We start from the raw sequence: 12761 nt of genomic DNA on the forward strand, positions 1-12761 counted from the left end.
AACCGCCTAAGCCACCAAACCCACCTCTCAACAAACCCACAACACCCCAGCCCAGCCACCTCACTGGGGTGCGGGGAGCGGGCACCTTCCCCACAACACAGCGGTGAGCGGCGGCATCTGGTGGGTGGTCCGGTCGCACCGATCGTTGACCTCAACTGCACTTCGGGTTGCAGGGTTGAGCCGTCCGGCCGACCGATCACGGGCGAGGCCGGCCCCGAGCGTGAGGAGATCTTTATGTCCAGCGAGAAGAGTGTTCTGGTCATCGGCGGTACCGGGAACCAGGGTGGTGCGACCGCAAGGGCGCTGCTGTCCCGAGGATGGGATGTGCGGGCCCTGGTCCGCGATCCGGACAAGCCCGGGGCCCGGGAACTGCGGGAGCAGGGTGCGGTTCTCGTCGCAGGTGACATGGACGACGAGGCGTCCCTGCACAGGGCCATGGCCGGTGTCCATGGCGTGTTCAGTGTGCAGGCGCTGGCGTACGAGCCGGCGACTCTGGCCGCGGAGGTCCGTCAGGGCAAGACGGTGGCGGATGCCGCCAAGTCGGCCGGGGTCGGGCACTTCGTGTACAGCTCCGTGGGCGGTGCCGAACGGCGCACCGGGATCGACCACTTCGAGACCAAGGCCAGGGTCGAACGACACATCGTCGCTCTCGGACTGCCCGCCACCATCCTGCGGCCGGCGTTCTTCATGAACAACCTGCTGCATTACGCCGACGCCCGGAGCGAGCGGCTGATGGCACTGCCCGTCAGGCCGGACAAGCCGATGCAGATGGTCGCTGCTGATGACATCGGGGTGTTCGCCGCTCTTGCCTTCGGCGACCCCCAGACCTACGTCGGCCGCCAGATCGAGCTGGCCGGCGACGAGGTCACCTTCCCCGAAATCGCCCGGATCTACGAGCGTGTGACCGGTGTCCCGACCCGTCTCGACGTACTGCCCATCGAGGAGCGCATGTTCGAGTGGTTCGCGGAGGAGGGCTACCAGGCGGACATCCCCGCCCTGCGTGGTCTGCATCCGGAGCTCATGACCTTCGAAGAGTTCCTCGTCCGGCAGCTACAGACAACCACCGCATGAGCCTCTGCGAGGAATCCTCCATGGAGCACATCACCAGCCGTACAGATCCCGCTACCGCGGCGTTCGTCGCCCACCGCAACCTGCTGTTCACCGTCGCCTACGAGATGCTCGGCTCGGCCGCCGACGCCGAGGATGTCCTTCAGGAGACCTGGCTGCGCTGGGCGGGCGTCGATCTCGACACGGTGCGCGACCCCCGCGCTTTCCTGGTGCGGATCACCACACGCGAAGCGCTGATGCGGCTGCATACGCTGCGTCGGCGCAAGGAGTCCTACGTCGGCCCCTGGCTGCCTGAGCCGCTGCTGACCGCCCCGGATGTGGCCGAAGACGTGGAGCTGGCCGACAGCGTCTCCATGGCGATGATGCTGGTGCTGGAGACGCTCGCGCCGACCGAGCGGGCGGTCTTCGTGCTGCGCGAGGTCTTCGACCTCGGTTACGACGAAATCGCGGACGCCGTCGGCAAGAGCCCCGCCGCCGTACGTCAGATCGCCCATCGCGCGCGGTCCCACGTCGCCGCGCGCCGACCGCGCGGAGCCGTTGCCCCGGACCAGGCCCGTGCCGCGCTCCAAGCCTTCCAACAGGCGGTCGAAACGGGCGACATGCAATGTCTGCTCGACATCCTCGCACCGGACGTCGTCCTGCTGACCGACGGTGGCGGGCGCGTGCAAGCCGCCCTGCAGCCGATCGTGGGCATCGGCCAGGTGACCCCCGTGCTGAGCCGGCTCGCTGCAGCGGCATCGATGCGGCCCACCCACGTCAACGGACATCCCGCACTGATCGTCCGGCTGGACGGCGAGAGCGACACCGTCCTCGCCATGCGCATCGACGACGGACTGATCACCGGGCTCTACGCCGTGCGCAATCCCGAAAAGCTCTCGCGAATCGACCGTGAGACGGAAGTGAGCCGCTGAGCACCCTGTCTCCTGGGTCACTCACACGCTCCCTCCCTGACCGGCGGACAAGGCACCCGCGGCAGCCGCCAGCACAGCCACCGCCGCTGCCCGTTCCGGGAGTTGCGGGTCGGGAGCGGTGCGCAGGAGCATCAGTTGGTGGTAGAGCGGCGCCGTGGCGGCGATCAAAGGCTCCGTGCGTCCGTGTGCTGTGCAGGCAGCTCACCACGCACGATGGCGCGCTCGTCGAGGATCCGGCACTGGGCATACCGGCCCGCCCACAGTTAGGTCTGGGCCCGGGGGGGGAGCAACGCCAGGCCGGTCACGCGCGCACAGGGTGTCAGGAGGTGCGGCGGCGGATGCGGATCGGGCCGCGGGCCTTGTCGGGGTCGACGCGGCGGCCGCCCTGGGTGATGTCCACCTCCCCCGCCGTGACCAGGTTCCGGGCCGCGCGGCGGGCCGGCTCCATGAGCGCGCGCCAGCCGTCGTCGTCCCCGTCGTAGACCGCACGCGCGGCATCGGACGGGCAGATCGTGGCGTCGGCGGCGCGGTGGTCAAGGAGCTCCAGGATGACTCGTTCCAAGCGGCGTTCAATCTTCTGCCGTGCTGTGTCCGTCACCGGGCCAGTGTCACCCCGGTGCGGGGCCGTCACGGCCAGCGGTGGCCCTGCCACTGCCCCGGTCCACCAGGACGGAGCAGGCGGCTTGCGGGAGGTGGGTCGGTGCTGCCCCCGCCGGCCTCCCGGCGGGGGCTTCACCGCTTCAGCGTGTTCACGCAGCTCAGGATCAGCGGCATGTCCCGTACGAACAGGGCGGTGATCCCGGAGCGGTCGGCTGCTCGATCATGCTGCGGGGCGGTGTGGCTCAGGCCGGTGCGGGGCCGAGGCGGGATGCCAGCTCGACGACCTCGGCACGCCGCCGGCGCAGCCCTGCCTCGGCGTCCGGCTCGTCGAGGATCATCCGTCGCAGTTGTGGCGCCATGTAGTTCCAGGCGACCAGACCGAACAGGCTGAACAGCCAGTCCTGCACGGCGGTCGCGCGCGCCGGGTCGTCACAGATACCGGAGACGAGGCCCCGATAGCCCGCGCGCCGGGTCGCCTCGTCCTCGACCTCGCCGCCCCTGACCTCCAGGGCCTCCCACATCAACAGCCGCACGACGTCCGGCCGTTGCGCGTAGGCGTCGAAGATGCGGCCCGCGGTGACCCGGACGTCCGGGTCCAGGTCCACGGCGTGACACAGCGCATCGATCTTGACCCGCACGACAGCACCGAAGAGCTTCGCCTTGTTGCCGTAATAGAGGTAGATCGCCTGCTTGTTGGCCTTGGCCGCAGCGGCGATGCGGTCGATCCGGGCGCCGGCCAGGCCGTGTTCGGCGAACTCCGCGACAGCCGCGTCGAAGATCCGGCCGCGGGTCGCTTCGGCGTCGTAGCTCATAATCCCCACTTTAAACCAACTAGTTGACTTACTGTCACGCCCCGTGCCAGGCTCACCACATCTGAAACAAACCAGTTGGTTTATTTCAGGAGTCCTCATGTCTCTCGCCACGCAGCCCGTCCCCGTCCGTTCGCCGCTGCCCACCGCACTCGCGGGGCAGACGGCCCTGATCATCGGCGGCAGTTCCGGCATCGGCCTCGCCGCGGCCCGGCTGCTCGCCGAGGTCGGGGCGCGCCTGATCCTGGTGGCCCGTGACGAGCTGCGGCTGGAGGCGGCGGCTTCGTTGCAGGGCGCCGACGTCGCCACGTTCGCGGCCGATGCCACCGACGAGGCGCGGCTGACGCAGATCTTCGACGCGGCGGGCACCGTCGACCACGTCCTGGTGACCGCGGGTTCGGTCGTGGGCGGCGCCCTGGCCGACGCGGATCGCTCCACGCTCCAGGGTTCCATCGACAACCGCGTGTGGGGCGCCTACGCGGCGGCCCGGGTCGCAGCCCCGCGGCTGGCACCCGGAAGCTCACTCACCCTGATGTCGGGCACGTTCGTGGTGCGGCCCATACCGAACGCCGCAGCCGCCATCGCCGGCGCCGCCGCGACCGAAGGGCTCACCCGAGGGCTCGCGGTGGAACTCGCTCCCCGGCGGATCCGGGTCAATGCCCTGCGGGCGGGCGCCGTCGACACTCCGTTGATGCGCAGTGTCCTGAGCCAAGACGGAGAGCTCGAAGGGCCGGACGCGGACGCGGCCGTCGCGCATGCCGCAAAGACGCTGCCGCTGGGCCGCTTCGGCACCGCCGAGGAAGCGGCGGCAGCGGCACTCTTCGTGATGGCCAACCCCTACATGACGGGTTCGCTGCTCACGATCGACGGCGGGCAGTCGCTGAGTTGAGCAGGGCGGGCTGGGCTGGGCTGGGCTGGGCTGATCGGGACTGGGCTGGGCTGAGCTGGGCTTCCTCGCCGTGCCGCTGCTCGGCGGTCTTCCCGCCTGGGGCAGGGGCCCGCATCCCGTTCCCGTGCCGCGCTACCAGGCGCCCGCCTGGCCGCCGCCGGTGAACTGCAGTTGAGGGCCCTTTGAAGTTGCTTCCGGGCGGGCATGCCAGGGGGACGGTGGTTCGAGTGGGGAGGGGTGGCCCATGTGGGTGCTCGGGGCGGGGGCCTTGGCTCTGTTCTGTTATGTCGATGCCTTGGCGGTGCTCGCCATCGGGGACTGGATCTCCGATGTCGGTCCGCCGCTGCTCTACGGCAGTCCCGCCGCCTTCCTCGCCGGGAGCATCGCCTACGCGGTGCATGACGCCTGGCGGCGGCGCGAGGAGCGGGACGCGGGGCGCTAGGAGGCAGGCAGTGGGGGGGGCAGGCTCGGGGTTTGCTCGCTCGCGGGCATACGGGCATGAGCGCTCGGGGGCTTGAGGATTGGAAGGCTGGAGGGCTTGGCCATAAATTACCTGTGGAGTTGTAGCTTGCTGATGCCGCGGCGTGTGGTCGGGGGGGCGGCGCGAATGGGAAATTTCCGGTGCCGGTTCGTTTCGGCTTTCCGGCGAAGCGGTGCCTGCGGACCCGGCGCCCGTCCCCTCGCTCCGGCAGCCGGAACTCCTTGCCATGCTTCGGCGGTCGCCCGCCTCGGGTGTAGGACAGGGCGTACTCCTTGGGCGAATTGGGCGAAGGTGTCGGCCGTCGCATGACGAGGTCGGAGCGCACCCGTCCCAGGACCTCAACCGGGGAGGCCGTCGAGGAGGTGAGCGCTGCGCGGGGCGTCGTAACCGGCGTCGAAGACGATTTAGGATGTCGCGGTCACCCGCGAGCCAGCGGCCCATCTCGATCAGATCCACGACCACCCGGCGGACCTGGGCGGCGGTGGCCTCCGCGCCCTCGTCGTCCGGCCCAAGACGCACGGCGTCCAGGAGCTGGCACCACGACGTCCGACCGGATTCCAGGGCCGCGAGGAACGAGTACGGCCAGCCGGGCACGAACTGGTCCAAGGACCGACCGCTGCGGCCGTAGGCGTGACAGAACAGACGATCCGCGCCGGTCGGCGCGTCCGGGCGGAGCCAGTTGCTCACGTCGACCGCGAGGGCCAGGCGGCCGTCGGCGGCCTGCGGCACGGGCAGGCCGGCCAACACCTGGCGCAGCCGGGACGCGTCCACGTTTCCGCTGTTGAGCGCCTCATACATCGCGCCGTGTCCGCGCCGGTGCTCAGCCACCAGCGTCAGGTCGACCGGCGCCGTCACAGGTCCGTCCGCGGCACAGCAACGTTGTCGGCGAGGTCGAACAGCTCATCCCCGCGCGCGGTCAGGCAGTCGAATAGGTCCTCCCTGAAGCGTGGCGCTTTCGCGGACGCCTCCCACCGGAACATGATCAGGCAGCAAACTCCTTCAACGGCCTTCGTCGTGGTCATGTGTGTCCTTGGTCGGAGCACACGATCAGACGAAGGCCGCCGCAGCGTCCGGCGAACACCCAGGTGAGCGGCCTAGTTCGAGGACCATGTCGACACCGGCCTTGCCGCGGTGCCGGCAGCATGGGATGAGGCCGGCCGGCAATCCGGTCAAAGCCCTAGGAGCCCACCGTGCCTTGCACGAATCGACGAAGGTGCGCGCGCACGGAGTTGGGCTGCTCCAACCAGGGCTCGTGCCCAGCCTCTTCGACGCGCGTCAGCGGAAGATCGAGCCCGAGCGCGAGTGACTCAAAAGCCGACACTGGGCGGGATCGTCGGCCCCACCGAGAAGCTCCGCCCGCACGGGCAAGCATGCCCGCAGCTCGGCGAGATGCTCATCGAGCGGGTCCGCGCGCCCTGCCTTGCCAAGCTCGCTGCTCATAGCCCCAGTTGACGGGGCGACACCGCCGGGCACCCTGCACGGCCCAGTGCCACCCCCGTTCGGGATCGGCGTGGTCGGCGAACCAGGCCAGTGTGAGCAGCTCGACGTCCTGCTCCTCCGTGCGGTGCGGCAACTCCTCCAATGCGTGGAGCCGCTCCAGCTGCGCTGCGGACCTGCGCCGGCCTCGCTCCGCTCGGTCCCCGGTACGCCAATCACCGACGAACGGCCCACATCAGAAGCATCGCGGCAATCCGGTCAGGATGCGTCAGGCAGAACCGGCTCGCCAGGTCAGTACCGTAGGAGTGCCCGATCAGCACAGCTCTGGGCTCGCCCCATGCCTCGAGCAACTCGACGAGATCATCGACATGCCGGGCGAAGGAATGGCGCCCCCGCCACGGGGAACGCCCCGTGCCCCGCTGGTCGTACCGGTACACAGGCGCGAGGTCCGCGACCATAGGGGCAGTGCACGTTCCGGGCGGTTTGGCCTGGAACGCGCACTGCCGCAAGCCGCCCTACCTGGTGAGTTCTACCGGTTGGTCCAGTCTCGTCAGCTTCAGTGGATTTCTCACCAAGTAGACCCGGGTGATGTGTCCGTCCTCCACTACGAGGCTCACCGCCGTGGCCAGCTGGCCGTCGATCTCGATCCGGCCGGCAGGTGCCCCGTTGAGCCACACGGGGGTCGTCGTGAGCGCGGCCACCTGCACGCGGTTCGTGCGCGCGAGCACCTCCGCCACGAGGTCGACCCCGTGGACCGGAGCCAGAGCGGCGGCCGCTAGTCCGCCACCATCGGCGACCAGGACCACATCCGGCGCCATGACCTCCACGAGTTCCTGCAACTGCCCGGTACGCAAGGCGAGCAGGAACCGCTCCACCACCGCCTGTTGCTCCGACCGGCTCACCTGAACCCGCGGCTGCCGGGCCGCCACATGCTCGCGTGCTCGCCGCGCGATCTGCCGCACCGCGGCCGCGGACTTCCCGATGGCCTCGGCGATCTCGCCGTACGGCAACTCGAAAACCTCACGGAGCACGAACACCGCCCGCTCGGTGGGCCCGAGCGTTTCAAGGACGGTCAGCATCGCGATCGACACGCTCTCCGCGAGCTCCACGTCCTCAGCCACATCAGGGCTGGTCAACAACGGACCCGGCAGCCACTGGCCGACATAGTCCTCGCGGCTGCGCGCCAACGTCCGCAGCCGGTTGAGCGCCTGGCGCGTGACAGTCCTGACGAGGTAGGCCCGCGCGTCACTCACCCGCGACTGATCGACCCCCGCCCACCGCAGCCAGGACTCCTGCAGCACGTCCTCCGCGTCGGCCGCAGAGCCCAGCATCTCGTAGGCGACCGTGAACAACAGACTGCGATGGGCAACAAACGCATCCTCAATCACGCCGCCGACCCTGCGTCGGACGTTTCAGGTCGCGCCGCCAGCGGGAGCTCGCAGGCATCGGAATAGCCCTGCGAAGTGATCCCGTGTGCCGTGTTGCACCTGGCCGCCAGGTTGGCGAAACCGATGAACACCGTGAGCTCGACCAGCCCCGCCGGGCCGAGCCGGCCCAGCAGACTCGCCGACAACTCATCAGTGACAGTCGTCGGCGTGTCCGTCATGGCCTCGGCGTACTCCAGCACCTCCCGCTCCAACGGCGTGAACACCTCCGACTGACGCCAGCGCGGAACCTGACTCGCCTTGGCCAGGTCCAGGCTCTGATTCTGGGCCGCGAAGTAGTTGACGTCCAGGCACCAGCTGCAGCCGACCCGCGCCGCGACGGCCATGTGCGCGAACGTCTTGAGACTCGCGTCAGCCGCATCCCACGTAGCCACCTTGGCCGCAAACTCCTGGTTGGCCTCGGCGAGCTCGGGATGGTTCCACAGCACCTCATTGGGCTCGGGCACCGAGCCGAGCTGACTGATCAGGCTTTCCCGGAGCTCGACGGGAAGCTGGGCCTTCGGTACACGTAGCGCCATCATGTCCTCCTAGGACGATTGCCTGTTGCACATGAAGACACCACCCGGCCCGCGAATGTGACACCCCCCCCCCAACGCCACCGCGCAAAAATCCTCCATCAACACGCAGCCTGCGGACCCTACTGCCGGCAGGCACAGGCCGCTGGCGCCAATGGACGCCCGGCCGAGGCGACCTCAAACCCCTGTGGGACGCGGCCCATGGGCGCAAGCCGCCCAGCCCCGATTCCCTGTCCGCTGCGTTACGCGGCCTGCTGCTCACCGATGCCCACCCCAGCCTCGGCCAGCTCAGCGCCCGCACCAACCACCGCCTCTCTACAGCTGAGATCGCGGCCGTCCTCAAGGGTGAACAGGTCCCGGACTGGGAGAGAGTCATCGATCTCGTCACCGCCCTGCACGGCCGCCCCGACACCCTGCGCCCGCTGTGGAGCGCCGCCACCACCCTCCCAGGAACAAGGGCGAACGCCGCGGCCACGTCCTCGAGTTTCCCTGCCGGAGCCTTCGGATGACGGCCGCACTGCTGTCCCTTGTCAGCCACGACGCCGCACCCGGGCGCACGCCCCACTCCGCCCCCGACGTCCCTCTCCTCCGCCGTTCCCCCTCACCCCCGCCAGGCAACGCCGGCACTCGGATAACCCCCGCACTGCCGCCCGCCTTTGAGGCCTTCCACGCCCTGCACAGTCCCTGCTACCTCGGCTACGCCCAACTCCACCTACCCCCACACGACGCCGTCGACGCCGTCGCCCACACCCTGGGCCACCTCCTCACCCACTGGCCCCACGTCATCAGCCACCCCAACCCCACCGCCTACGCCTGGCACCAACTCGTCCACCTCACCGGAAGCCGACACCATCCCCTCCCCCTGGCCGCCACCTCACCCCAGCAATACGACACCGTCCTCCTCCACCACGCCCTCGGCTACCCCCACCACACCATCGCCGACACCACCGGCATCCACCCCACCAAAACCCACTACCTCACCCGAACCTGGCACCCACACCCACCAGTACGAAACACCACACACCCCAACACCACCACCCCCACCAGGAATTCAAGACCCCACACCTGACCCCAACCAACACCGCCCCCAATGACGAACCTTTCCCACCCACCCGCCCGTTTGCCCGGGGTGGTGTTGTCAACAGCGGCGGGGTTGGTGGGGGACAGGGGATGGGGGTGGGGTGGGGGGTGTGGGGCAGCGGGTCAGGGCTACGGCGAAGGTCAGTGCGATTCCACCCGCCACGACGTAGAGCGCGGTGCTGATCCCATCGGCGGTGGCGGCGCGAAGCCGTTCTCCGGAGTGGCCGTCGAGGCCTGCGGTGGCGACCAGGACGAGGACCGCGAGGCCGACGGACGCGCCCGCGCCCGAGCCGGTCGAGGCAATGCCGGAGGCGATGCCCTGCTGTCGGTCGGGGACACCCGTGGCAGCCGCGATGAACATGGTGGTGAAGACGACCCCGTCGCCGACGCTGAGCGCCAGGAGGCCGGGCACGAGCCCGGTGTAGGTGCCGTTCGGCGAGATCGCAAGACCTATCGCGACCGCACCCAGCGCCCCGACCGCGAGGGCCGCGGCCAACGTACGCCTGAGGCCGAAGCGGGTCACGAGCTGGCCCGCGGTCGCCGAGCCGGCCACCACCACGGCCGTGGGGATGAGGAAGGCGGCGCCCGTCCGCAGGGCGTCGTAGCCGAGGACTTCCTGGAAGTAGACGGACAGGAAGTAGAGCACGGAGCCGAAGGTCGCCATGAACATGAAGGCGATGACGACGCCGGTGACCAGGTTGGGGTTGGCGAGCAGCCGGGGCGGCATCAACGGGTCCGAGCTGCGCCGCTCGATGACGAAGAAGGCGCCGATCAGCAGCAGGCCCGCCACGGCGCTCCCCAGGATGGCCGGCGACAGCCAGCCCGAGCCGGGGCCCTGCACGAGGGCGAACACGATCAGCGTGACACCGAGCGAGAAGCTGAGCGCACCGGGCAGGTCGAACCTGCGGCCCTTCTCGCGTTTCCCGTCCCGGGGGATCGCCACGAAGGCGAGCAGCAGCGCGGGACCGGCCAGTGCGACATTGACGAAGAAGACCGCTTCCCAGCCGAACGCCTGCGTCAGAACCCCGCCGAGCAGCACACCGATGACGAGCCCCGCGGCACCCGACCCTCCCCAGATCCCCAACGCCCGGTTGCGGGCGCGGCCTTCGACGAAGGTGGTGTTGATGAGGGCCAGGGTGGTGGGGAAGACGAGCGCTCCGCCGAGCCCCTGGATCGCGCGGGCGGCCAGGAGCATGCCGGGCACGGTCGCGAGGCCTCCCGCGAACGCCGCCCCGGCATAGAGCGCGAGGCCGACAACCAGGACGCGGCGCCGCCCGAGCAGGTCCGCGGCACGCCCGCCGAACAGGAGGAAGCCGGCCGAGGCCACCGCGTAGGCGCTGATGACCGACTGGAGGGTCCGCGCGGAATAGCCGAGGTCGCGTGCGATGTCGGGGAGCGCCACGACCACGATGTACTGGTCGAGGGAGACGATCAGCATGGCGAAGGACAGCAGCACCAGCGTCGCCGTCTGACGGTTCCAGCCGAGTCCGCCAGGCTCAGACGAAGTCTCCACGGATCCCATGGCAGCACTCCTGATCTTCGGTCAAGCGACCGCTGACAACCCCCCAGGACGACGGTCCGACCCTATCCATTCCGCCCTCCCCCAACCGATCCAGCGCGGCCGACAACGACCAACCGAAAGCTCAGCACTTCCTCAAGATGCGCCGCGCGCCGTACGAAGGCCGACAAGTGGGCCATGAACTACGAGGCCGCTCGCCAGTTCTACAAGCGCGAGGGCCACCTCCAGGTCCCGAGGAAATGGGTCGAGCGGATCGTCGTCGGTCATCAGCAGAGGACGGCTGTCTCGGTTTGCTGCCATGTGCTGCCTGGTCCATCTCACTGCGTCCCGCTGAGTCCGGGCCCTGCGCAACAGTCCGTCCTTGTCGCTGTAAACGATCCAGTCGCAGCGTCCCTGTGCCGAGCGCACTCTGCGTCGCAGCCGGAGCCATAGGGCCCAAGCGATCTGCCCTCGTCCAGTAGGGAATCCACCGTGGGACCCGACCGCGCAGGAGGGGGCGCGGGCGTCCGCGGCAGCTTCTCCAGGTCGGCGAGCGCAGACGTCCGGACGGGGGGGGCGTAGCGGGACCTGGTCCGCCGCGGGAGATCACGAACATTTCTTGATGGTCAACGTCAGCCTTGCACGGATTCAACGACGACCGTCGCACGCACAGCCTGGCGCCAGTAGGACCGCTGCGGGTAGGGCTGCGCAAGCCAGCCAGAGGTCAAAACTCAAGCTCAGCTACCGTCGGTACTGCCGTTGTTCAGCGCGGTGGTGAAAGCCTCGATCGTGCGACGGCGCGCGGTGAGGAAGGCGAGCCAGCTACCGTCCGCGTAGTGGACCCGGAAGCGAGCCATGAGCTGGAGGCGAGGGCGGCGCTCCACCTGGGCTGCCCAGGTGCGGGGGACCTCCCAGACGGACGTGCCATCCAGGTGCCGTACGAGGCCGACTCGCTGGTCCGTCACCCGCATCAGCAGCGCGCCAGACGTGGGTGGTATGGCCGCCGCGATGCTCTGATCACCGCCGGACTGGGCGCCGTACCGGTGCATCAGCTGGTCACCGAGCATCCCGCCGATCTTCCCGTGCTTGATTTTGACGCCTTCAGCACTCTTCACGGGGACGACGATTCCGTAGGCGAGGAGCTGCTCGCCCGGCGCCAACTGGCTTAGGGCAGCCTGCTGTTGGACGGATATGGCTTCCGGCATGGCGATGTTTCCCCGTGATCTTCTCGACTCTGAGGGGGATCGTATCGGCCAGGGGCCACCGCGTCTTTCGGCACCCCTGCCGTCCTGGCTACCGAACCGAGCAGTCGGCCGCGACCGGCGCCTGAGAGCCGACCACCGCCCGGTCAGCGCGGGTCATCCACCGCGCAGGCAGGGCACTCAAGCCGCTTGGCACCAGGAGCCGCGGCAGCGTCCCGGCGAGTGATTCCTGCCTCGGATACGCGGTCGCGGCACGAATGGAGTGAGTCCAACTCAAGTCATTTCAAGGGGTATTGACACGCTTTCAGCTGCTCTATCATGTTCTGTTCGTCACTTCGGGGCGAACGATGAGAGAGGGATCTCATGGCATGACGAACCAAGTACGACGCGAGCTGTCTGCGCGTGCCCGCGGCCGCCTTCCGGTGGGCGCGGCACACCGAGCTCGTCCCGGCGCCGGACGTCTCCTCTTCGCATCAGCATCGAAGATCTCAACACGATGACCCCGGCGCGGTTCGAGCTGGCGATCGCCGAGCTGTGCCAGCGCGATGAATTCACCCTCACGCGCGCCATGGGGGGCTCCGGCGATCTGGGAGCCGACGTCATCGACGTCACCCCCACGGGAAGCCACCAGTCCCGCCGGGGCTCAGCTTGGGCGAGCGCCAGCACGTGGCCTGGTGTCGAAGGCCCACCGTCCATCTGATCCTTCTTCGGGTCCAAGGTGTAGAGCCAGCTCCTCATGGACTCGTCGCCCCCCTCTGCCCGCCTCCGCAGACCGCAGAGGCTTCACGCCAACGGTAGCCCCGACTTTGAAACGCGGATATAGGTT

13 protein-coding genes and 2 pseudogenes are annotated in these 12761 nt (G+C 69.0%); 6 read left to right on the forward strand and 9 right to left on the reverse strand.

Annotated elements, in window-relative coordinates; all coding sequences use genetic code 11:
• Positions 1–234 precede the first annotated feature (234 nt).
• On the forward strand, positions 235–1071 hold the full coding sequence (locus tag ACIBCK_RS39020) for an NmrA/HSCARG family protein (RefSeq protein WP_399398106.1): 837 nt from the start codon (positions 235–237) through the stop codon (positions 1069–1071).
• Positions 1072–1091: 20 nt separating this feature from the next.
• Positions 1092–1979 carry an RNA polymerase sigma-70 factor gene (locus ACIBCK_RS39025; RefSeq protein ID WP_399398108.1) on the forward strand — a complete coding sequence of 296 codons (888 nt, stop codon included), beginning with the start codon at positions 1092–1094 and terminating at the stop codon, positions 1977–1979.
• 21 nt (positions 1980–2000) lie between these two features.
• Here the strand turns inward: ACIBCK_RS39025 and ACIBCK_RS39030 are convergent.
• The 3 genes and pseudogenes from ACIBCK_RS39030 to ACIBCK_RS39040 all read right to left on the reverse strand — a co-directional run.
• Positions 2001–2242: pseudogene (locus ACIBCK_RS39030) on the reverse strand (TetR family transcriptional regulator); the annotation flags it as partial.
• A 56-nt stretch (positions 2243–2298) separates the two neighbouring features.
• Complete coding sequence (locus tag ACIBCK_RS39035) at positions 2299–2577, reverse strand: DUF3253 domain-containing protein (protein WP_399398110.1); 279 nt, start codon at positions 2575–2577, stop codon at positions 2299–2301.
• A gap of 244 nt (positions 2578–2821) precedes the next feature.
• Positions 2822–3391 carry a TetR family transcriptional regulator gene (locus tag ACIBCK_RS39040; RefSeq protein ID WP_399398112.1) on the reverse strand — a complete coding sequence of 190 codons (570 nt, stop codon included), beginning with the start codon at positions 3389–3391 and terminating at the stop codon, positions 2822–2824.
• Between the two features lie 97 nt (positions 3392–3488).
• On the opposite strand from ACIBCK_RS39040, the gene ACIBCK_RS39045 reads away from it, so the two are divergent.
• On the forward strand, positions 3489–4277 hold the full coding sequence (locus ACIBCK_RS39045; protein WP_399398114.1) for an SDR family oxidoreductase: 789 nt from the start codon (positions 3489–3491) through the stop codon (positions 4275–4277).
• A gap of 244 nt (positions 4278–4521) precedes the next feature.
• Entirely contained in the window at positions 4522–4719 is a 198-nt protein-coding gene (locus ACIBCK_RS39050; RefSeq protein WP_399398128.1) for a hypothetical protein, read from the forward strand.
• Between the two features lie 250 nt (positions 4720–4969).
• Here the strand turns inward: ACIBCK_RS39050 and ACIBCK_RS39055 are convergent.
• The 4 genes and pseudogenes from ACIBCK_RS39055 to ACIBCK_RS39070 all read right to left on the reverse strand — a co-directional run.
• A pseudogene (locus tag ACIBCK_RS39055) lies at positions 4970–5738 on the reverse strand (transposase); the annotation flags it as partial.
• Between the two features lie 672 nt (positions 5739–6410).
• Complete coding sequence (locus ACIBCK_RS39060) at positions 6411–6653, reverse strand: alpha/beta fold hydrolase (RefSeq protein WP_399398116.1); 243 nt, start codon at positions 6651–6653, stop codon at positions 6411–6413.
• 57 nt (positions 6654–6710) lie between these two features.
• A complete protein-coding gene (locus ACIBCK_RS39065; protein WP_399398118.1) occupies positions 6711–7583 on the reverse strand; it encodes an RNA polymerase sigma-70 factor in 873 nt (290 codons plus the stop codon).
• Positions 7580–8158 carry a carboxymuconolactone decarboxylase family protein gene (locus ACIBCK_RS39070; RefSeq protein ID WP_399398126.1) on the reverse strand — a complete coding sequence of 193 codons (579 nt, stop codon included), beginning with the start codon at positions 8156–8158 and terminating at the stop codon, positions 7580–7582. Before ACIBCK_RS39070 ends, ACIBCK_RS39065 begins: the two co-directional genes overlap by 4 nt.
• Before the next feature lie 502 nt (positions 8159–8660).
• Here ACIBCK_RS39070 and ACIBCK_RS39075 point away from each other — a divergent pair.
• Entirely contained in the window at positions 8661–9224 is a 564-nt protein-coding gene (locus tag ACIBCK_RS39075; RefSeq protein WP_399398120.1) for a hypothetical protein, read from the forward strand.
• Positions 9225–9293: 69 nt separating this feature from the next.
• Here the strand turns inward: ACIBCK_RS39075 and ACIBCK_RS39080 are convergent, their stop codons facing one another.
• Together ACIBCK_RS39080 and ACIBCK_RS39085 are read right to left on the reverse strand one after the other, a co-directional pair.
• Positions 9294–10757, reverse strand: a complete 1464-nt coding sequence (locus tag ACIBCK_RS39080) for an MFS transporter (RefSeq protein ID WP_399398121.1) — start codon at positions 10755–10757, stop codon at positions 9294–9296.
• A gap of 713 nt (positions 10758–11470) precedes the next feature.
• Positions 11471–11938, reverse strand: coding sequence for a hypothetical protein (locus ACIBCK_RS39085; RefSeq protein ID WP_399398123.1), 468 nt, complete (start codon positions 11936–11938; stop codon positions 11471–11473).
• 493 nt (positions 11939–12431) lie between these two features.
• Between ACIBCK_RS39085 and ACIBCK_RS39090 the strand changes: the two genes are divergently transcribed.
• Entirely contained in the window at positions 12432–12635 is a 204-nt protein-coding gene (locus ACIBCK_RS39090) for a restriction endonuclease (RefSeq protein ID WP_399398125.1), read from the forward strand.
• The last annotated feature ends 126 nt before the right edge of the window (positions 12636–12761 follow it).

Source organism: Streptomyces sp. NPDC051218 (assembly GCF_044455475.1).
Taxonomy (GTDB): domain Bacteria; phylum Actinomycetota; class Actinomycetes; order Streptomycetales; family Streptomycetaceae; genus Streptomyces.